The 19,769-nt window shown below is 44.0% G+C and carries 19 protein-coding genes; 4 read left to right on the forward strand and 15 right to left on the reverse strand.

The annotated features are described in order from the left end of the window. The 4 genes from H1A14_RS23115 to H1A14_RS00015 all read right to left on the reverse strand — a co-directional run. Positions 1–224, reverse strand: a 224-nt coding sequence (locus H1A14_RS23115; protein WP_228527472.1) for a hypothetical protein, incomplete at its 3' end; no start/stop codon positions are given. Positions 225–626: 402 nt separating this feature from the next. Further along, positions 627–2,732 (reverse strand): ComEA family DNA-binding protein, encoded by a 2,106-nt coding sequence (locus H1A14_RS00005; RefSeq protein ID WP_194774152.1) that lies wholly within the window; start codon positions 2,730–2,732, stop codon positions 627–629. Next, positions 2,729–3,556, reverse strand: coding sequence for a PorV/PorQ family protein (locus H1A14_RS00010; RefSeq protein WP_228527473.1), 828 nt, complete (start codon positions 3,554–3,556; stop codon positions 2,729–2,731). The genes H1A14_RS00005 and H1A14_RS00010 overlap by 4 nt, the downstream gene beginning before the upstream one ends. 976 nt (positions 3,557–4,532) lie before the next feature. Continuing rightward, on the reverse strand, positions 4,533–6,002 hold the full coding sequence (locus tag H1A14_RS00015) for a POTRA domain-containing protein (protein ID WP_228527474.1): 1,470 nt from the start codon (positions 6,000–6,002) through the stop codon (positions 4,533–4,535). A gap of 57 nt (positions 6,003–6,059) precedes the next feature. On the opposite strand from H1A14_RS00015, the gene yidD reads away from it, so the two are divergent. Next, positions 6,060–6,281 carry a membrane protein insertion efficiency factor YidD gene (gene yidD / locus H1A14_RS00020; RefSeq protein ID WP_194774153.1) on the forward strand — a complete coding sequence of 74 codons (222 nt, stop codon included), beginning with the start codon at positions 6,060–6,062 and terminating at the stop codon, positions 6,279–6,281. Here yidD and H1A14_RS00025 read toward each other — a convergent pair. From H1A14_RS00025 to H1A14_RS00045, 5 genes are all read right to left on the reverse strand, one after another. Further along, a complete protein-coding gene (locus H1A14_RS00025) occupies positions 6,278–7,381 on the reverse strand; it encodes a prolipoprotein diacylglyceryl transferase (RefSeq protein WP_194774154.1) in 1,104 nt (367 codons plus the stop codon). The genes yidD and H1A14_RS00025 overlap by 4 nt on opposite strands. Before the next feature lie 299 nt (positions 7,382–7,680). Then, positions 7,681–9,528: an NAD(+) synthase gene (gene nadE, locus H1A14_RS00030; RefSeq protein WP_194774155.1), complete on the reverse strand. Its 1,848-nt coding sequence runs from the start codon at positions 9,526–9,528 to the stop codon at positions 7,681–7,683. 45 nt (positions 9,529–9,573) lie between these two features. Continuing rightward, positions 9,574–10,317, reverse strand: a complete 744-nt coding sequence (gene rnc / locus H1A14_RS00035) for a ribonuclease III (RefSeq protein WP_194774156.1) — start codon at positions 10,315–10,317, stop codon at positions 9,574–9,576. Between the two features lie 2 nt (positions 10,318–10,319). Further along, positions 10,320–11,573 (reverse strand): beta-ketoacyl-ACP synthase II, encoded by a 1,254-nt coding sequence (gene fabF / locus H1A14_RS00040; protein ID WP_194774157.1) that lies wholly within the window; start codon positions 11,571–11,573, stop codon positions 10,320–10,322. Between the two features lie 20 nt (positions 11,574–11,593). Beyond that, positions 11,594–11,830 (reverse strand): acyl carrier protein, encoded by a 237-nt coding sequence (locus H1A14_RS00045; protein ID WP_008629501.1) that lies wholly within the window; start codon positions 11,828–11,830, stop codon positions 11,594–11,596. Positions 11,831–11,979: 149 nt separating this feature from the next. On the opposite strand from H1A14_RS00045, the gene H1A14_RS00050 reads away from it, so the two are divergent. Together H1A14_RS00050 and pyk are read left to right on the forward strand one after the other, a co-directional pair. Continuing rightward, positions 11,980–12,408 (forward strand): IPExxxVDY family protein, encoded by a 429-nt coding sequence (locus H1A14_RS00050; protein WP_194774158.1) that lies wholly within the window; start codon positions 11,980–11,982, stop codon positions 12,406–12,408. Between the two features lie 14 nt (positions 12,409–12,422). After that, positions 12,423–13,856, forward strand: coding sequence for a pyruvate kinase (gene pyk / locus H1A14_RS00055; RefSeq protein ID WP_194774159.1), 1,434 nt, complete (start codon positions 12,423–12,425; stop codon positions 13,854–13,856). A gap of 904 nt (positions 13,857–14,760) precedes the next feature. Here pyk and H1A14_RS00060 read toward each other — a convergent pair. Genes H1A14_RS00060 through H1A14_RS00080 form a run of 5 tightly spaced genes read right to left on the reverse strand, consistent with a single transcriptional unit; the run spans position 14,761 to position 18,488 of the window. Then, positions 14,761–16,320, reverse strand: coding sequence for an NFACT RNA binding domain-containing protein (locus H1A14_RS00060; RefSeq protein WP_194774160.1), 1,560 nt, complete (start codon positions 16,318–16,320; stop codon positions 14,761–14,763). Positions 16,321–16,323: 3 nt separating this feature from the next. Next, a complete protein-coding gene (locus H1A14_RS00065; RefSeq protein WP_194774161.1) occupies positions 16,324–17,085 on the reverse strand; it encodes an MBL fold metallo-hydrolase in 762 nt (253 codons plus the stop codon). Beyond that, a complete protein-coding gene (locus tag H1A14_RS00070) occupies positions 17,082–17,360 on the reverse strand; it encodes a hypothetical protein (RefSeq protein ID WP_194774162.1) in 279 nt (92 codons plus the stop codon). Before H1A14_RS00070 ends, H1A14_RS00065 begins: the two co-directional genes overlap by 4 nt. Next, entirely contained in the window at positions 17,357–17,743 is a 387-nt protein-coding gene (locus H1A14_RS00075) for a response regulator (protein WP_194774163.1), read from the reverse strand. Before H1A14_RS00075 ends, H1A14_RS00070 begins: the two co-directional genes overlap by 4 nt. Continuing rightward, positions 17,736–18,488: a response regulator gene (locus H1A14_RS00080; RefSeq protein WP_194774164.1), complete on the reverse strand. Its 753-nt coding sequence runs from the start codon at positions 18,486–18,488 to the stop codon at positions 17,736–17,738. Before H1A14_RS00080 ends, H1A14_RS00075 begins: the two co-directional genes overlap by 8 nt. On the opposite strand from H1A14_RS00080, the gene miaA reads away from it, so the two are divergent. Then, entirely contained in the window at positions 18,487–19,440 is a 954-nt protein-coding gene (gene miaA / locus H1A14_RS00085; RefSeq protein ID WP_194774165.1) for a tRNA (adenosine(37)-N6)-dimethylallyltransferase MiaA, read from the forward strand. The two genes, H1A14_RS00080 and miaA, sit on opposite strands and share 2 nt — an antisense overlap. Here the strand turns inward: miaA and H1A14_RS00090 are convergent. Continuing rightward, a complete protein-coding gene (locus H1A14_RS00090) occupies positions 19,425–19,769 on the reverse strand; it encodes a hypothetical protein (protein ID WP_194774166.1) in 345 nt (114 codons plus the stop codon). The genes miaA and H1A14_RS00090 overlap by 16 nt on opposite strands.

Below are 19,769 nucleotides of genomic sequence, written 5' to 3' on the forward strand. Positions count from 1 at the left end.
TTCCGAATATCGGTTTTCTGTTTTTTTACCTTAATTATTCCCGATAACCTGAAAACACAAAAGGCGTAGCTCTTTTGGGACAACTTGACAACCTTGCTGGGAACAATGGTTAAGGAATCGATATCTAAGTTGTCAGCTTGTCTTGTTCTTATAGTTTGGCTGCTGCCTATGGAATGTCGAAAGCTTCGTAAATCGTCATTCGTAACTCGTAAATCCCAAATCATGATTCATTATTCGAAATTCTAAATTCATCATTCTTGTTCTCAGTGTTGTCACTGAGGTTGTCAAGTTGTCGTTTCTTCGATGAATATCCCAATATCGGTTTTTTGTTTTTGACTTTAATTATTCCCGATAACCTGAAAACACAAAAGGCGTAGCCCTTTTGGGACAACTTGACAACCTTGCTGTGAACAATGAATAAGGAATCGTTATCTAAGTTGTCAGCTTGTCTTGTTCTTATAGTTTGTCCGCTGCCTATGGCATGTTGAAAGCCTCGTAATTCGTAAATCCCAATTCATCATTCCTCACAAGCGCAATTGACCCGACAACTTACCTAAGGCAGGCAAGCCCGACAACAGCCCCCGCAGGTGGGCCTTGACAACCTGACAACAAGACAACCCGACTGCTCACCGATTAAACTGATACTTCACCTGCAAGGTCGTCTCTGACAGCTTGTTTCCCTGCACCTGCTGAAGACCGGAACCGATCTCGTCCCGATCTGTGTAGGTCGTCCGGGCCCAGCGGGCATAGAGGATAAGCTTGGGATTGACCCGGTATTGGGTGAGAAAATAAAACCGGATCCCCTGCCCATAATATTGGGGGAAACCGAAGGCCCAAAGCACGTTTTTTTCGTAGACAAACTGCCTGTTGTCATAATCATCGGTGTCAAAAAGGGCAAATCGGGTGCTCCACCGCCAATTGCCCAAATCCATGTTGATGTCTTGAAGTAGGGTATATCCTCTGGTTTTCACCCCATTAAAACCAAAACTGCTGCCCTGCACCCTGGATTTGATGCTCCAGCGTCTGGAAATGGCATAATCAAGGTTGATCACGTAGTTTCGGCGTCTGCCCGTGGACAATAGGTAGGTGTTGGAGACCTGTTCCGAGGCGCTGAGATTCCTGTCTTTGCTTTCGTCCCGGTATTGGACAAAAGCATTGATCGTTTTGTTGGGGCGGAAATGAAGGCGCTGCAACCATTCCCTACCTGAAGAAGGTCGATACACCCGGTACCGCATCCATGGAAAAGAAAAACGGTCATAATACCCTGACCAGGTCCATTTGGAAGTAGGCCTCACCTGTAAGCCCAGGTAGAGGCCTTTTTCATTGATGGGGCGGCTGCCTTCGGCAAATGCATTGCCAGAAAAACTATGAAAATTTTTTTCATAATCCCGCCATAGTACAGCCAGGTTAATATGTGAATTGAGGCTGGCCATCATGCCCAGGATGTTGGCGGTGCCTCCGCTTTGGGAAATCGCCGACTCTCCGAAAAAAAAGTAATTTTGGAAATTGTAAGTAAAATAGAGGCTGTGGAGATGGTTTTCCCGGCCAGCAAACTCATGGGTATTGTATATCCGCTGTTGCCGGATTAGCGGTTGACTGAATTGAGTAAAAAGGCTGTTGATCCCCCATTGCAGGTTTCGATCACGGCTTTTGTAGTGGATGTTGGCTCCAAGGTTTCTTTCCCTGATCTGATTTTTATAGGAGATTTCCGTTGGAGTTCGGTGCAAGCCACTGAGCAGCAAAGTGGAAATAAAGGCTTCCTCCTGACTCAAGGTATCCTGTGCCAATTGGACATTGCCGTCCCTAGGTGCATCGGATAGCATCAGGGTGGTACTGAATCGGCCGGTTTCATAGGTTGCGGAGACCCCTCTAAAAAAGCCGAATTCCATGGCGGAGGTAAAAGGTCGGAGTCCGATGGAACTCCTTCGAACCGTGGTGATGGTCTCGGCTCCTTTGCCCACCGAAAATCCCGCCCCAAAAACCAAGCCCTGTCCAAATTGCATCTGATAATCTCCCAAGGTAATGGCCTTCCACTTCCCTTGGTTGTACAAAGTGAAGTGGTAGGAGAAAAAATTGAAGCCATACCGCTTGGTTCTTGGATCCCAGATAAATTGTTCTCCGGCATCTTTGTCCAAAGTAAACCCCAAACTAAAATCTCTCGCATGTTGTATTCTGAAACGCACATAAAGGTCATTGGGGTCTCCCAGGTACCGACTGCTGATCCGACCACCGGAAAGCGTGTCAGGGGGAGTAAAACCCCTCCTTTCTTCCCAAAAGCGCCGATGCCTTGCGATTAGATAGCCATCCTTTTCTTCCAGAATGCGCGTCAATAGGGGAGTGGTGGATTTATTTTCCCCATCTTCCAGGGTAACAAAGGGTATCAGTTTGTAGATTGTAGGCAAATCCATTTCAGGCACGGCCTGCAATTCATAGATGGATAAAAAATCACCAAACTTTGCTCTGTGTTTCAAGATTTCATTGACCTGCATCGGAGACAGAATGTAAAGGGACTGCAGGGCCTCCTCGTTGGCTTTATTGAGATGAATGGGGTTGAGTAATACCTGAAGGAGGCTTTCGAAAAGGTCTTCATAATCCACGTCCATTTCGCCTTGGCTGAATAGTTCTTCCATAAATGCCTCCATGTCGATGTCTCCTTTCCGAATTTGCTGGGTCTGGGCTGCATGCACAAGCCCAAAAAACAAGATTGCGATGAGGGTGACCCGGGATTTCATGGCTGAGTGAGCAGGTAATTGAAGGAAAAATGGTGGGTAAAGCCTAGTTGGTAATTCTGGCTCAAGGCATAATCGAGGTGAAATTTCCCAGGCCTGAAACCAATGCCAAAAAAGACGTTATTGGGATTGCTCTGTATGCCCGTTCTACCCCAAAACCGGTCCAAAAGATTGTACTCTAACCCGACCTTGAGCCGTGGATCCAAAATGACATCTTTTTCTGCTTCCACATTCAACATCAATTTCTCCTCATGGCGATAGGAAATCCCAGCCTTTACCACTGTGGGCAGATAGGCTTCTGAGATCCGCCCCATTTTGGCCCGGGTAAAGTTGTACACATGGGCGCCAAAGAAAAACTGAGGACTGAGTTCAGCCACCCCGCCAAATTCAAATAAGGGAGCAGCATGTCTTCCGAAACCCTCTATGTTGGTTTGAAAATAATTGACTTTGACCCCAAAGCTGACAATGCCTAAGGTATTGGAAAAGCCCAATCCCAAATTTTGCTGGTTAAAATGTTCTCCCCCAAAATGAGAGAGACTCAGGCCCAGCACGCCGAATTCCTGCACCCAGGTACCGCCTGCGGCCAGTGTGGTCAGTTCCTGAAGATCAAGCCTATGGTCATACCCAAAGAACACCTCGCTTGTAGTGACTCGTCCCAGTGCGCCTATGTTGTTGAAAATGCTCCAGGCATCTGCTATGGTGACATGGGCATTGGCCATGCCGAGACTGCGGGCACCTTGAGGTAAGGTCTCTGTGCCATTCTGTGCCCATGCAAGTGGACCTTGGGTCATCATTCCCAGCCAGCAAAAAAGCAACAACCTGTTCATGAAAAAGTAGGTTAAAAATCAAACGCTGTAACTAAAAATAAAGAATTCTTTTTGAAAAGAAAAGATTAGTGGGATTTTTTTAATGCTGAGTGAAGAATTTACGATTTGCAATTTACGGATTGGGAATTGGGAATTGGAGCATGGATAAACAGGATATCAGTAAATTAGATAACAGCTCAAAGCTGAAAGTCATGGAGCCTAGTTATAACTAGTAAGGGAATTGGGATTTACGAGTTACGAGTTACGAATTGGGAATGATGAATGAAGAATTTTGATTTAAGAATGGAACATTAGGATATTAGTAATTTAGCTCAAATTTGAAAGCTGAAAGCCGGAAGCAGGACAACGGGACAACCTACCTTAGGTAGACATGCCTGACAACAGCCCCCGCAGGTGGGGCGTGACAACGTGACAACATAGCCAAGCTGACGGGAGAGCGAAGGTTGTCAGAGTTGTTATTGTTGTCAGAATTCAGGGTCATAGGGAATGAATTCGAAGCTGGAAGTTGATAAACAGAGAACAGATAAACTGAAGATCAGAGAACAGGTTAGGAGTAAATTAGCTCAAAGCCGGAAGCTGAAAGTGGGCATTTCTGAAACGAAGTAACCGACAACCTACCTTAGGTAGACAGGTCCGACAACAACCCCCGAAGGTGGAGCGTTACAACTGGACAACGGGTGTAGGTTAGAAGTAATATGGGGTAAGTAATAAGGAAGGAAGTCTGACAACCGCAAGCACAAGACCTGACAACAGGACCCTGAAGGTGGGTCCAGACAACATGACAACTGGGTATCAGAAAAACAGGACCACATGAAAAAGGCTAAAGCTCAAAGCCAGAAGCAGGACAACAGCCCCCGCAGGTGGGGAGAGATAACATGACAACAAAGCGAAGCTGAGGGAAGACGGACATAAGGGAGAACCGTGGAGCAGTTGAACAGATGAACAGCAAAAAACTCAAAGGTGAAAGTAATAGAGTTTAAAACGGCGCCCTTAAATTGATAAAGAAATTCCCCATCCCCTGACTGTTGATGGAATACTCAAACCGGAATACCAAATCATAAAAAGTCACCAGATCTAAACCAAGGCCATAACCATAAAGGTAGCTGTTGGTTAGGGCAGCATTTTCAGGGAGGTTGTTCCGATCCCTTACGAACCCATGGTCAAAGTTCAAACTCAGGTACGCCTGGAAAGGGAAGACCGATAACTCATCGATGGGCATAAAGTCCGACATGTCGTATGCCACATTAAGAAACTGAAACCGAAGAGAGTTTTTATGGGCAAAAAGTTGTTGCCCTTCAATGACATTCAGTTCATAACCCCGGATAAAGTCAGGCTGATATCCAATTCCTTTGACCAGAGTATAAGGTTGCTGAGGGCTAAGGTAAAAAGAGGAAGAAAGTCCCGTCACGAAATGGAAGGCCCTGTTCAGCCGGGTATATTTATTGGCCAAAACAGTAAACTCTGTCTCATTGACATCATCGGTACTGAAAAGCCCATAGCGGTTCAGACCCAGTTGCAACAACTGCCCCTGTCTTGCATAGGCCACGTTGTCCCGCTTGTCATGGCGGTAGGAATAGGAGGCAAAGAAGTACCTCAGTCGGTTGTCATCATGGATAAAGAAATTGGGATTTTGCAACAACACATCTTCATTGATCAATGTGTTGTGAAAACCCAGGCTGAAATAGTGGAAATTATAAAAACTTCCTCTGTAGGTATACCGCAATGCCGTGGAAAGGGTTCGCCGCAAGACTTCTTCATTTTCATTGGTATAGAAGACTTGTTTGTTGTCAACCGATCGGATCGGAATGGTTTTGTTGGTAAAATAAAGGAAGGAGAAAGCAAGACCATGTAATTGTTGTTTGTCTATGTATGGTTTGCTGTAATTCAAAAGAAAAGCCTGGGTAAAGCCCAATTGGCCGGCAACTTTCAATTTTTCATTTCTTCCTCCCACATTGGCATGATCCAGCCTCAGGCCATAGTTGACCCTTGAAAAGTCACGGTTTTGGTTGACCCACCACTCAGTGAAGTTTCTATCTGCCAGGGAAAAAATGGGTGCGGGCAGGATATACCATCTTTCTTTGATGGTAACCAATACCTCCGCCTGATCTTCCGCCACCATGATGGGAAGGACTTCCACAGAGGTGAATAGCTGTAAATTGTAAATTTTTTTTTGGTCAGCCACCAAAAGCTCAACAAATTCATCCCAATCGTAGGTGATGCCTTCGGAAAGGTCCATTTCCCGTTGGATGATGTTTTTTTGGGTTTTTTCATTGCCTACAATGAAAATACTGTTGATGGTGATCTGTTCAGGAGTTTCCACCTTTTCAAGGCTGTCCCGTAGCATTTCCGGGTCTTGTATCTGAGACCAGGAAATGGGTACCCATCCCACCCAAAAAAGCAGCAGGTAAAAAAAACAAGGTATTTTTCTAATTATTGACGCACACATACCGGTTTCAGGAACTAACTGCGCCTGACATTGATTCTAAAGTCAAATTGAATTTCGTTGAAAACCATCGTTCGAAAGATAGCAATATTTCCGGTTTTGATGTATCAGTACCTCATTTCCCCTTTGATCCCAAGATCCTGCCGGTTCTCGCCTACCTGCAGCCAATACATGAAGGAGGCAATCCTGAAACATGGGGTCCTAAAAGGAGGATATTTAGGCATCAAGCGAATAGGCCGTTGTCATCCATGGGGCGGACATGGACATGACCCGGTTCCTTAAGCTTTCACAGGCTTAAATCCTTTTTTTAAAGCATATACGATTAAAGCCAGTCCCCCGATTACCAAGGGAATACTCAGTACTTGCCCCATGTTAAAAGCCAGGTCCTCTTCAAAATCCACTTGGTTTTCTTTCAAAAACTCCCAAACAAAGCGCATTCCGAAAACCGTAACCAAAAACAAACCCAGTAATAGGCCGTCCGGGATGCGCTCCTTGTAGCGGATCCAAATCATCAGAAGCAGGAGAAAGATCAAAAGATAAGATATGGCTTCATAAATCTGGGTAGGGTATTTGGTGATGCCAAAAGTATTGACTCTGGCCAAAAAGTGGTCTCCCTTGTCCATGAGCTCATAATTCAAAGGTTGGGAAGGATCTTCCATCAGGTTTTTAAGGGAGGAATTGTATCTTGTAAGCAGGTACTTGACATCCGTTTCAATCACTTTTCTTAGGTCTTCTTCCTGATACCCTTTTTGGATGCTGATGTCAAAATTGACCGGTACAATGCCTTCCCCTTTCAGTTCATTTTGTCGGTCTTCCGGTTTGTAGGCACTGACATCAAGGACCTCAACTTTCAATAGGTTTTGGATCAATTCTTCAGAATCGCGGGCAAACACAAAGCCACTGTCTGTATCAGTCGGTTTCCCACCGATCTCCGAGTTCATCAGGTTACCAACCCGAATCATGGCCCCTGTCATGGCGGTCACGATCACAATGCGATCCACTATCCAAAGGTAACTTTGACCGGGTGCTTTTCTCGCATACATCCATAGTGCAATCAGGATGGCAATGGCAGCACCGTGACTCGCCAAGCCTCCCTCCCAGACCTTCAAAATGTCAATGGGGTTGCTCAGGTATTTGTCTGGTTCATAAAAAAGCACATGACCCAATCTTGCGCCGATGATGGTGGCAATGACCATATAGATGGTCAGTTTATCCACCCATTTTTCATCATGTCCTTCCTGTTTGAACATGTAAATCATGATCTGTTGGGAAATGATAAAGCCTAATGCAAAGAGGAGGCTGTACCACCTGAGCCTTTCAAATCCCGAAAAAACGGCTGGATTGGGACTCCAGACCACATAATTCAATATATTTTCAATCATTTTTCATCCTACATTTAGGCCGTTAAGGCTCGATCTATCACCAAAAGGATTTGGATCTAAAATTACATTCCCGCAAATTTCTATGATTCTTGCGCAATACCTAATGTTTTTTAATAATTAACCGGATATTGGAATTAATGGTGGATAGTTAGTTGTAAATACATGACATGAACCTCACCAATATGAAACGAAAAGCATCATAAATATTTTGATTTATTTAAACCCGAGACCTTTAAAACCTATCTTTTTATTGAAATGGATAGCCAATATCCAAGCCCAATTCGCTTTAATAAACCAAATTAAATTTCTGCAAGGGCTTTAAGTTCTTCCTCGTATCCGCCGGATAAAATAGGGAAACGATACCAGGTTTTGGGGTCTACGTTGAATTCATCCAAATGGAAAGCAGGGGCAAGGCGTTCCCTCTTCCATTGATTTCTAGACCAAAGCCGGAAAAACTTGCTGATATAGGTCTTCAAAATTTGAGGATCCAAATCCAATTTGGACTTGAGTTGATGGTAGACATCCATAGGAGAAAGCCTATCACGAATGGCCAGTTTTTCAATCTCCACAATGATTGCATAGGGCATCAGGTCATCTTCATCGGTTTGATGTTGTGCGCCTGGCCTTAGTTCTGCGGTAGGTTGAAGCGCATTTACCCCTTTTAGCCCCTCGTATCCCAGGGTGATTTCTGCCCATTTCAGCCATTGTAGGATAAAAAACTTATCTACCGCGGCAATGGGAGAGATGCTTCCGCTCGTATCTCCATCCATGGTGGTATAGCCCACATCGCCTTCGCTCCTGTTAGAAGTGGTCAACAGCAAGGCATTTTCAAGGTTGGCAAGCATCCAGATAATGGGAGATCGGGCCCTTGCCTGTATGTTTTGCAGAGTGATGTCATCCTTTTCCCAAGTAAGTTTTCTTCCGATGGCCTGTTCGATTTTGCGGGTGTAGGACTGCACCTCATCGGCAATCTGCCAATGGTAAAACCGGGCCCCCAAGCTATTGGCAAGCAATCGAGCACTATCATAGGTGTCTTTGGATGAATTGACAGATGCTTGGTAAGCTGTGCTCAAAAGTTGGTGAACCAAGGCCTGTTGGGCATTCTTCTCGGGGAGTTCCATTTCCAACCCAAGCTTTTCCATGAATCTGCTTAGCCCCAATTCCTCAGTACCTCGCTTGACCATCTCTGCGACCAAGACAGCAATGGTAGCGCTATCCGCCCCGCCACTTAGGGAAAGGACAAAGCCTTTGCTTCGGCTTTTTCTCAGGTAATCAAACAACCCCAAGGTGGCCGCTGCGGTAAACTCTTCTTTTTTGACGTGTTGGGAAATAAGCGGAGCTCGGTTTCCGGTTTGTTCATCAAGTGTTTCCACCAACAATTGAAAATCCTTAAAGGAAAGCAGTTCGTTTTTGGCCAATAGTTTTCCTTTCGAGGCCAATAAAATCTCCCCGTCAAAAATCATCCTGCCCGATTCATTGCCTAGCAGGTTCACATAGAAATAATGGGCATTGAGCAGTTCTGAGCTCTCCCTAACCAGGTTTTCACGAAGCAGGCTTTTTCCCATGGCAAAATGGCTTGCACTAGGGTTAAAAATCAAATCCATTCCACGGGCTTGAAGTCGGTATCCGGGACGGATTTCCCCCCTCCAGGCATCCTCACAGATTTCAAAGCCATATTTGTAGCCTTTTTTCTCAAAGGTAAGGTCCCCTAAGGGAATTTTTTGACCAAAAAAATCCAAATCCACCACCTTGCCAGCCGGCCAAGGGGTAAACCATCTGAATTCATAATGAACCCCATCAATGGCCATAAATTGCTTGGCCACTATACCGATCAGGGTCTGGTTTTCGATAATGGCCATCCCGTTGAAAACTTCTTTGCCCAGCCGTACCGGTGTGCCTACTGCTACAGTGATGTTCTCACAATGGGGTATGAGTTCTTGTACTTGTTCCAGGGCTTTTCGGGGATACCAATTGCTTAAAAAAAGGTCCTCCGATCCGTAACCCGTGATGGAAAGTTCTGGGAGACACAACACATCTACTTCTTGGGATTGGGCCTCCTTAATGGCTGAAAGGATGTGCTGAAAATTTCCGGACCAATCCAGCGGGGTTTGGTTTACGGTAGCACCTGCGATTTTTATTTGGGACATAGTGAATAACTTACCATGAAAAACACAACCAAGGACAATAGTGTTCTAGATGCTCAGATTTAATTTTTCACAGGCATTTTGGGCAGCCTCCTGCTCGGCTTTTTTCTTGGTAGAACCCTTTCCCTCGGTGAATTTTTCTCCTTTGATCCAAAGTTCCACCAGAAATTCCTTGAAACGCTGCCCCCCACTGACCGACTTGAGTTGAAAGTCCACCTCGACATTTTCTTTTTGGGCCCATTCTATGACTTTGCTTTTGAAATTGATGGTGGTGCTGATGATGTTGTCCAGGTCAAAATGGTTCATCATTATCCTTTTGATCACAAAACGTCTACAAAAGCCATAACCCCGGTCCAGGTACACGGCTCCAACAAGTGCTTCCAGGGTATCCCCATAAATGGATTTGTGGGCATGTAAGCCTTTGATGGAAATTTCGGATTGCATCAGTTTGGATAGGCCTATTTTAAGACCCACTTGATTTAGGGCTTCGCGGTTGACGATTCTTGACCTGGTTTCAGTCAGAAATCCTTCATCTCTGTAAGGGAATTTATGGAAGAGATACTCTGCTATGATGGTGCCTAAGACAGCATCACCCAAGTACTCCAGGCGCTCATTGGAAATTTTGATTCCGTTTTTGAGTTCTTCGGCCGCAGATGAATGCTTGAGGGCAAGTTTGTAGAGGGATAAATTTAAAGGCTTGCGCCCGACCATCATTTTGATATCGGAGGCAAGCCTTTTTTCTTTTTTGTTGTAGGTAAGCTCTTGTAATCGGAGAAGTCTTAAGATTTTCAAGGTTATCCTGCTATTTTTTTGAAGATAATGGAGCAATTGTGTCCACCAAATCCAAAAGTATTGCTCAAAGCTGCTCTTACTTCTCTTTTTTGGGCTTTGTTAAAGGTCAGGTTAAGATGTACATCCAGGTTTTCATCGTCCGTGAAGTGGTTGATGGTGGGAGGAACTATCCCGTTTTGAACTGCCAAGATGGAAGCAATGGCCTCAATGGCTCCTGCTGCACCCAACAGGTGACCAGTCATCGACTTGGTGCTACTGATGTTGAGTTTGTAGGCATGGTCCCCAAATACCTTTTGGATGGCCTTTACCTCACTTACGTCCCCTAAAGGAGTGGAGGTGCCGTGTACATTGATGTAATCGATATCTTCCGGCTTGAGGCCGGCATCTTCAAGGGCGAGCTGCATGACATTGCTTGCACCTTCACCGTCAGGATGGGGAGCCGTGATGTGGTGTGCATCGGCTGTCATACCGCCGCCAACTAATTCTGCGTATATTTTTGCTCCACGGGCTTTGGCATGCTCGTATTCTTCGAGAATGATAGCGCCTGCACCTTCTCCCAAAACAAAACCATCACGGTCTTTATCGAAAGGTCTGGAAGCGGTTTCCGGAGCATCATTTCTTTGGGATAAAGCCTTCATGGCGTTGAATCCACCAATTCCCGCCTCGGTAACAGCTGCTTCTGAGCCACCACTGATGAAGACATCAGCTTTTCCCAGACGGATATAATTGAAAGCATCGATGAGGGCATTGGTGCCAGAGGCACAGGCGGAAACAGTTACGAAATTAGGTCCCTTAAATCCATACTTGATGGAAATGAAACCAGTACTGATATCCGCAATCATTTTGGGAATAAAGAAAGGATTGAACCGGGGAGTTCCATCCCCCCGGACAAAGTCACTGACTTCATCCTGAAAAGTCTTTAGGCCTCCTATTCCTGATCCCCAGATCACGCCAGCCCTAAGCAGGTTGATTTTTTCCAGGTCCAAGCCAGAGTCCAAAATGGCTTCATCCGCTGCAATCATGGCATACTGGGTGAAGGGGTCCATTTTACGTGCTTCTTTTCTATCGAGGTATTGCTCAGCGTCAAAGTCTTTGACTTCGCAGGCAAATTGGGTCTTGAAAAGGGAAGCGTCGAATCTAGTAATAGGAGCAGCGCCACTCACTCCATTCTTCAATCCTTCCCAGAATTCCGGGACAGTTTTGCCGATTGGTGTAAGTGCGCCTAAACCCGTTACTACAACTCTTTTTAAATTCATAAATGAATTTTGGTGATTTATTATTTCACGTTTGCTTCCAGGTAGCTGATCGCTTGACCAACGGTCCCGATTTGCTCCGCCTGGTCATCTGGAATAGAGATGTTGAATTCTTTTTCAAATTCCATGATGAGTTCCACGGTGTCCAAAGAATCAGCACCTAAATCATTGGTGAAGCTGGCCTCAGGGGTTACTTCAGACTCTTCTACGCCTAATTTATCTACGATAATGGCTTTTACTTTTTGAGCAATTTCAGACATGTTGTGATCAGTTTTGTTTAAACACTCCGCAAAGAAATGCATTTAAAGTCTTAATGTCAAAAAAAACATTAAACTAAATTTAAGATATTCTCCCCAAACTTAGAAGTTCTGATATTATTTTTAAATTTGCTTTTCAAAATTCTTCCTCAATGAAGAAAACCAAACTCCTGGTTGAACACCATTATGAATTCGAACTTTTAGGAATTGTCGCTCCCCTCAAAGATTATAAAATGGCGTGGGTAATCAATAATTCCTTGGGAGTGAAGTTGACCAAATCGAGGGACTTTGAACTTGAATTTCTCAACCAGCCCAACCTGTTGATTTCCCAGTTTGCACTGGAAAAAGAACACGGTTTTATACAATTGCTTCGCAACCGGTCATTGTCCCCGGTAGACCAGGCGCTTTACCTTGTTCCTGAGCTAAAGATCATGGATTATTTTCTACTGCTTCAGGATATGACCTTCGAAATGAATATTAATACGTATATTGAGGCCCTTTCCGACAACCAATACATTCAGAATGTGGTCAAACTGGAAGTCTCGAAATTAAAGTCAAAAGAAAACCTTTTAACCTATTAAAACACCCATCAAAAATGAGAGTACCCGTCTTTAATAAAACAAAGATCCTTGCTACCATAGGCCCAGCCTCCAATAACCGTGAAACGCTTACCGAGCTGGTTATGTCCGGAGTGGATGTATTCAGACTGAATTTTTCACATGGGACCCATGCCATTCATGCCGAGGTGATTGAATTGATCCGCAGCATCAACAAGGAGCAGAAATTGAACATTGGTATTCTTCAGGATTTGCAGGGTCCAAAAATCAGGGTTGGTGAAGTGGAAAACAACGGGGTGTTGATCGAGCCAGGTGCTTTCATTACCATCACCAATGACCCGGTGATAGGCAATGCATCCCTCATCAGTACGGTCTACCAAAATCTCCCCAATGACGTGGTCACAGGCGACAGGATTTTGATAGACGACGGCAATTTGGAATTGATCGTAATGGACACCGATGGGCATACCAATGTCAACTGCACCGTGGTACATGGGGGTTTATTGAAATCACGAAAAGGAATTAACCTGCCGAGTACCAAGGTCAGTGCCCCATCTTTGACAGAAAAAGACCTGGAGGACCTCGAATTTGGATTGGCCAATGAAGTCGATTGGATTGCCTTGTCTTTCGTGAGATCTGCTGAGGATATCATTGATCTTCGTCAGCGAATAGAAAAAGCGGGAAAAAAATGCAAGATCGTTGCCAAAATTGAAAAACCTGAGGCCCTGGAAAATATAGATTCCATCATCGAAGCAACGGATGCCCTGATGGTGGCAAGAGGAGATCTGGGTGTAGAAGTGCCCATGGAAATCGTGCCCATCTGGCAGAAGAAAATGGTGGAAAAATGTAAAATTGCCTGCAAGCCGGTCATCATTGCAACCCAGATGATGGAGAGCATGATCCTCAATCCAAGACCTACCCGAGCAGAAACCAATGATGTGGCCAATGCTGTACTTGATGGTGCTGATGCGGTGATGCTTTCAGCAGAGACAGCTTCCGGCAATTTCCCTATTTTGGCTGTGAAGGCCATGAACAGTGTCATAGACTATATAGAAAAAAACGCCGACATATACCACAACCTTTATAAAATCCCGGAAGACGACGATACTTTTAAAAGCAATAACGTGCTTTTGATGGCCAGCCGGCTTTCAAGAAATGTGAAAGCCAAAGCAGTCGTAGGCATTACCATGTCAGGTTTCACCGCCTTCCGACTGGCTTCCCACCGACCGCAGGCAGATATCTTTATTTTTACCAGCAACCCCCAGCTGATCACCCAGTTGAGTTTGGTCTGGGGTGTCAGACCCTATTTTTATGACAATGCGACCTCTACCGACGGTACCTTCCAAGACATAGAAGACCAGTTAAAAGAGGACGGATTTGTCAAGACCGGCGATGTGATCATCAATACAGCCAGCATGCCCCTTAAATCCAAAGGCAGAACCAACATGCTGAAAATACATGAAGTAAGTTGATTTGTTGTAGCTAGTTGGAGATGGGATGTAAATGGTAAGTATTGGAAGTTGGAAGTTGGAAGTTGGAAGTTGGAAGTTTGAAGTTTGAAGTTGGAAAATTTGTCGGATGACGGATGACGGATGTGAAAATGGTAAGAAGTGAAAGGTAAGAGGTGGTAGGTGGGATGTAAATGGTAAGTATTGGAAGTGGGAAGTTGGAAGTTTGAAGTTGAAGACGGATGTCGGATGTCGGATGAGAAAATGGTAAGAAGTGAAAGGTAAGAGGTGGTAGGTGAGATGTAAATGGTAAGTATTGGAAGTTGGAAGTGGGAAGTTGGAAGTAGAGAGGATTTGACAGATGTTGGATGACGGATGACGGATGTGAAAATTGTAAGAAGTGAAAGGTAAGAGGTGGTAGGTGGGACGTAAACTGAGTCAAACATATCCATTGAGAAATCCCGAAGGCCTGTCTACCGACTAGATAGAGATTTAATACCGAGAGGTTATTAGCCCCGGGTGGCAACCCGGGTAGAATAGAATGTCGAATAGAAATAAAACCCTGAAAGGGTTTAATGGATAGGGTAAAAGTTTCAAGCTGAAAGGTGAAAGCTTTGTAATTCTCCCAATTCATCATTCATCATTCTAAATTCATCATTCAAAACTCGTAATTCAATAATCATGGCCATTTGAATAAAAATCCCGGAGGGCTGTCTACCGACTAGGTAGAGATTTAATACCGAGAGGTTATTAGCCCCGGGTGGCAACCCGGGTAGAAAAGAATATCTGGAAGAAATGAAACCCTGAAGGGGTTTAAGGGACAGGGTAAAAGTGTGAAGCTGAAAGATTCGTAACTCGTAACTCCCAATTCATCATTCATCATTCAAAACTCGTAAATCGTAAATCGTAACTCGTAAATCCCAATTCATCATTCAACTCCCTTCGGCACCACCATCACTACTTTTTCACGGTCCACAGCCACGGCACCGGGAGCGGAGCCTTTGACTTTTCGGACATATTTGCAGGGGGTGTACATGACCGGAGCAAGGCTTTCATTTTTGTTTTTGGAATAGTAGGCAGCCAATTCAGCGGCTCTTTCAATCAGGTTTTTGGGAAAAGCAAGGCCTGAACGCTGTTTGATGATTACGTGAGAACCAGAGACATCCTTTGCATGCAGCCATAAGTCATCTTTCCAGGCAAAATTGCGAAGCATTTCATCGTTGGCCTTTGCCGATTTACCTACCCAAATTTCAAATCCTTCTATTTCAAATTTCTTAAAGGGAACCTGTGTTTCCTGATCTTGTTGTTTCCGAATCAATTTTTCATCCTTGAGGAATTGCCTCAATTCCTTGAATTGTTCCATGCCTGCCAGGGTCTCCAATTGCCTTTGTATTTCCAGAAGGTAATTTTCCCTTTCCGCAATATTTTGCTGGACCTTTTGGATTTCAATGTTTCTGTTTTTGCTTTTTCGATAAAGGTTCTCTGCCTGCAATTGGGGCTTTACCCCTCTTTTTAGTGAAACTTCAATTTCCTCATTGTTGTAAAAATCGAATAGCATGACTTTTTCGGCTTCTTGGGGAATTTGGTGCAGGTTGGCCATGATGATGTCAGCCAACTGACTTGGGGGATCTTCTCCGATCAGCGCATTCAATTTTTCGGTGGATTTTTTCAGGTAGGCCAGGGTTTTTTTTCTTTGGTCTTCCAGCACTCTCTGCCAGTGCAGTTTTTCCTTTTCAAAGGCCCCTTGAATTACCGCATATTTGAAATAGACGTTGGTAGCTTCCAAGGCACTTTCGGTCATGAAAACTGCCCTATCTATGGGAAGCATGGTCAGGATATACCCTTTTTCTGCCTCATAAATCTGAAACAAAGGCGTCTCCAACATGTCCATTAAATCCTGCATCAGTTTCCAGCGGCTTTGTAGGTCTGCTTCAAGATAGCCTTTTGCCTTTAGCCATGCCCGTGGTACCTTACCTAAGGTAGGAAGAAACTGTGTGGCATTCCCTTCAAGTCTTTTAAAGGTACTCTCGCTCAAATCAAGGTTTTTTTCCAGAGAGGTCAATTCCAGGGATCTGTCATCCACAAGCCCTTTCCTAAAGAGATTGACCGGAAAATCAGCATCCTTTTCATAAAGCAAAATATTGCTCCTAGAGCCATGCATCTTAAAAAGCAGCTTTTTGCCGGACTCCAGCACAAGGTAAAATGCTCTTTCGAATGAAATAAGGACCACATCTACAATCACCTCGCCACTCAACTCACCAAAAAGGGTTGCTGTATTGGTCTTTTTCCGTTGGAAATTTTCGGGAAAACTCAAGCAGGTGTTGGCTGGACTGAGGTGGGCTCTAATGTATTGTTCTTTGTCTTCCTTTTCAAGGGCAATGATTAACTCATCTTTGTTTTGAGAAAAGCATGTTACCACGCGCATCCCTTTCAAAAGGGCTTTGAGTTCAGGGCATAGATAGGTAAAGAAATGGTAATTAAGATGCATCCCTCAAAGGTAAAGCTTCAACCCATCGTATGCGAGGAAAATATTTTCAGGGAGTTGTTCCTGTATTGCTGCGTGCCTGCCGAGTCGATGACTGATATGTGTAAAATAAGCTTTCTCCGGATCGATGGATTTTACCATCCGGACAGCTTCTTCCAGTGTAAAATGGGAAATGTGTGGAGAAAGTTGTAGGGCATTCAAGACCAGGGTTTTAGTCCCTTTGATTTTTTCCAGCTCTTTTTGGCTGATGGTTTTTGCATCGGTGATATAGGTGAAATCCTCAATTCTAAATCCCAAGACAGGCAACCTGTGGTGCATCACTTCTATGGGGTTAAAAGTGACACCCAATACCTCAAAAGGCTGGTTTTCAATAAAATTGGGCATCACCTGAGGAATACCGGGGTATTTGTGTTCCGCAAAAATGTAGGCATACTCCATTTTTATCTGGTCTATGACAGGTTTTTGACCATAAATGGGCATGTCCTGTTGTTGACGGAAGTTAAAAGGACGGATATCATCCAAACCAGCGGTGTGGTCTTTGTGTTCATGGGTGTAAATGACCGCATCCAGGCTTTGGATGTTTTCCCGGAGCATCTGGGCCCGGAAATCAGGGCCGGTGTCAATGACAAAACTTTTTCCTGCGATATCAAGGTGAAGGGAAGTCCTGGTTCTTTTGTCCCGATAATCTAGGGAAAGACATACCTCACAGGAACAGCCGATCACAGGAACCCCTTGGGATGTACCTGTTCCTAAAAAAGTGACCGTCAAAGCTTCAATTTGATTTGCTGTAGCTCACTCAAAAAATCCTGGTTCTTCTTATTTTGGAACTGTTGTGGGTTCATTTGAATTTCCTTGATGATGTCTACGAGGGTATTGATTTTGCCTTCCAAGGTGTAGTACTTGTTGACGATCACGACTTTGGTGTCTCTAAGGATACAATACCCAGACTTAAAATTTCCCTTTTCGTACCTAAGGATGTACTCAGACTCAGCAAACAGGTTTTCTAATTTATCTAAATAATGCTTGGAGTACCGAATGATCATTGCTTGGCAGTGATGTGTTTTTTAACAGTGGCTAGTAAATGGTCATAATCCAAGGGTTTTTGTATGTAATCATCCAACCCCGCATTTTTAAAGTCATCCATGGTGTAATTTTTAAAATTCCCCGTGATGGCTACGATAGGTACCTTGGCTTTTTTTTCATCTTTCATTGCCCTGATCGCTTTGGTACATTCGATGCCATCCATGATGGGCATGTTGATGTCCATCAGGATCAAATCAAAATCCTCCTGATTCAGTTTATCAATCACTTGTTTTCCGTTTTTCACAGCAGTGATGTTGTAATTTTCAAACATCAGGACATTTTTGGTCAAGTTGATGATGACTGAGCTGTCTTCTGCTACCAAAACTTTTTTAGTATCACTCATGAGTGGTTATAATTTGTAGTGTATTAAGATGAGCTTTAAAGTTATTCAAATGTTGTTTTAATACTAAATTATTCTCCAAAATATCTTCAAGATGAACATTTTTGATCTTTTTTTCGAAAAATGTCACAAATTTAAAAAGCTGGGTTGCTCCTAAAGTCCCTGAATTCCCCTTTAATATATGCAATTTTTCTCCAATATCCTCATAGTTCTGCTTTTCGATACTTTCTCCGATTTCAGCGATCAAACCCTCCGCCTCCTCCAAAAAATCTTGGTACACTTCATGGATATTTTCTTTGGAATTGAATTTTAGCAGTTGAAAGTAGACCTTTTGATCCAGGATTTCATCCTCTAGCGTGTCTTTTTGCTCGAAATGGGCTTCTCTTTTCAACAAATGGAAGTGAATGGCTTCCAAGAGTGTTTTGGGCTTAACTGGCTTGGCCATAAAATCGTCGAAACCCACCGACAGAAAGTAATTCTTATCTTCTTGGTTGGAGTAGGCTGAGATCGCAATGACCGGCGCTTGGCTCAAGTTGTCGTTTTTGATCTTTTTCAGCGCCGAAATACCGTCTAACATGGGCATTTGGATGTCCATTAGGATTAGGTCAAATCCTTCTTGGCTGAGTTTTTCAAGGGCCTCCTTGCCGTTGTTGGCAGTGGCATAAGGATAATGATAACTGATGATGTTCTCAAAAACCTGCCGGTTCAGTGCATTATCATCGACAATCAGGATCTTTTTGTTTTTCATGCCGTTTTATTCCTATTTTTACCGAAAAATATTTTTCAGTTTGGACCTTAAAAAAAACCTCATTTGTATTGTAGGCCCAACAGCGGTGGGCAAAACAAACTTGTGCTTAAAACTAGCTAAAAATTTTCAAACTGTAATTCTTTCTTCTGATAGTCGGCAATTTTACCGGGAGTTGGAATTGGGTACAGCAAAGCCAAGCGCTCTGGAATTACAATTGATCCCTCATTATTTTATCAACAGTATTTCCATTTTTGACCCCTATGATGTCAAACAATTCGAGCGGGAGGCTTTGGCCCTACTCAGTGAATTGTTTAGGGAGCATGACTGCGCCATTGTGACAGGCGGTTCGGGGCTTTTTGTAGATGTATTGGCTCATGGGATAGATGAACTGCCTCCAATTCCCAAAAACATCCGTAAATCCCTAGATCTGCGTTTTGAAAATGAGGGGCTTGCAACGCTTCAGGAACAATTGGCAAAATTGGACCCGGACTATCATGAGGTGGTAGATTTGAAAAATCCCCAAAGGCTGATAAGGGCCTTGGAAGTATGTCTGGCAACCGGTCAACCCTACAGCAGTTTCAGAAGTAAGAAAAAGATCCAAAGGCCCTTCCGGATACTTTGGGTTGGCCTAAATCGGGATAGGGCAGAGCTGTATCAAAGGATCGACCAAAGGATGGAAGAAATGATCGAAAAGGGTTTGTTTGAAGAAGCCCGAAAGCTATATCCCTACAGAGATTTAAATGCCTTACAAACGGTCGGATACACCGAAATCTTCGGATATCTTGAGGCTCAGTATGACAAAGAAGAGGCCATCCGGCTGCTGAAGCGGAATTCCAGACGATATGCGAAGAGACAACTGACCTGGTTCAGAAAAAACCCGGAGATCAAATGGTTTCATCCTGATCAATATGAGGAAATCTTAAGCTACCTTAAAGATCAAATGGGCGTGTAACCTATTACTTTGGCTATAAACTGATAGGGTTTGGTTTTGATCAGTCTATTGTATTCCATTTTCAAGCGCTTGGCACTCTGCAGATGTGGTCTGGCGCGATTCACCTTATCCACGGCTACGGGGTCCGTCTGATTTTGCTTTTGCAATAGGAAATTCGCCTCCAATTCAGAAAAATCCCTGGAACTTGAATCTTTGGAATCCAGGATTTGGGCCAAATGGTCTAAACTGTTTTGGTATTGTTTTAATTTTGCCTTGAAGGTTTGAGTGACAACCATGACAAAAAGGAAAAGAAATCCACTCAGGGTGAGGAAAATTGGTACAAAACCCAT

Origin of the sequence: Pararhodonellum marinum (assembly GCF_015354735.1) — a bacterium.
Lineage (GTDB): Bacteria > Bacteroidota > Bacteroidia > Cytophagales > Cyclobacteriaceae > Pararhodonellum > Pararhodonellum marinum.

Excerpts from the sequence above, each read along its gene's own strand:
- miaA (WP_194774165.1), top strand. The coding sequence starts at position 18,487 with ATGCCGTTTTATTCCTATTTTTACCGAAAAATATTTTTCAGTTTGGAC.
- H1A14_RS00080 (WP_194774164.1), bottom strand. The coding sequence starts at position 18,488 with ATGAAAAACAAAAAGATCCTGATTGTCGATGATAATGCACTGAACCGG.
- H1A14_RS00010 (WP_228527473.1), bottom strand. The coding sequence starts at position 3,556 with ATGAACAGGTTGTTGCTTTTTTGCTGGCTGGGAATGATGACCCAAGGT.
- H1A14_RS00005 (WP_194774152.1), bottom strand. The coding sequence starts at position 2,732 with ATGAAATCCCGGGTCACCCTCATCGCAATCTTGTTTTTTGGGCTTGTG.
- H1A14_RS00050 (WP_194774158.1), top strand. The coding sequence starts at position 11,980 with ATGAAGAAAACCAAACTCCTGGTTGAACACCATTATGAATTCGAACTT.
- H1A14_RS00090 (WP_194774166.1), bottom strand. The coding sequence starts at position 19,769 with ATGGGTTTTGTACCAATTTTCCTCACCCTGAGTGGATTTCTTTTCCTT.
- H1A14_RS00015 (WP_228527474.1), bottom strand. The coding sequence starts at position 6,002 with ATGTGTGCGTCAATAATTAGAAAAATACCTTGTTTTTTTTACCTGCTG.
- fabF (WP_194774157.1), bottom strand. The coding sequence starts at position 11,573 with ATGAATTTAAAAAGAGTTGTAGTAACGGGTTTAGGCGCACTTACACCA.
- H1A14_RS00070 (WP_194774162.1), bottom strand. The coding sequence starts at position 17,360 with ATGATCATTCGGTACTCCAAGCATTATTTAGATAAATTAGAAAACCTG.
- H1A14_RS00045 (WP_008629501.1), bottom strand. The coding sequence starts at position 11,830 with ATGTCTGAAATTGCTCAAAAAGTAAAAGCCATTATCGTAGATAAATTA.
- H1A14_RS00025 (WP_194774154.1), bottom strand. The coding sequence starts at position 7,381 with ATGATTGAAAATATATTGAATTATGTGGTCTGGAGTCCCAATCCAGCC.
- nadE (WP_194774155.1), bottom strand. The coding sequence starts at position 9,528 with ATGTCCCAAATAAAAATCGCAGGTGCTACCGTAAACCAAACCCCGCTG.
- H1A14_RS00060 (WP_194774160.1), bottom strand. The coding sequence starts at position 16,320 with ATGCATCTTAATTACCATTTCTTTACCTATCTATGCCCTGAACTCAAA.
- H1A14_RS00075 (WP_194774163.1), bottom strand. The coding sequence starts at position 17,743 with ATGAGTGATACTAAAAAAGTTTTGGTAGCAGAAGACAGCTCAGTCATC.
- pyk (WP_194774159.1), top strand. The coding sequence starts at position 12,423 with ATGAGAGTACCCGTCTTTAATAAAACAAAGATCCTTGCTACCATAGGC.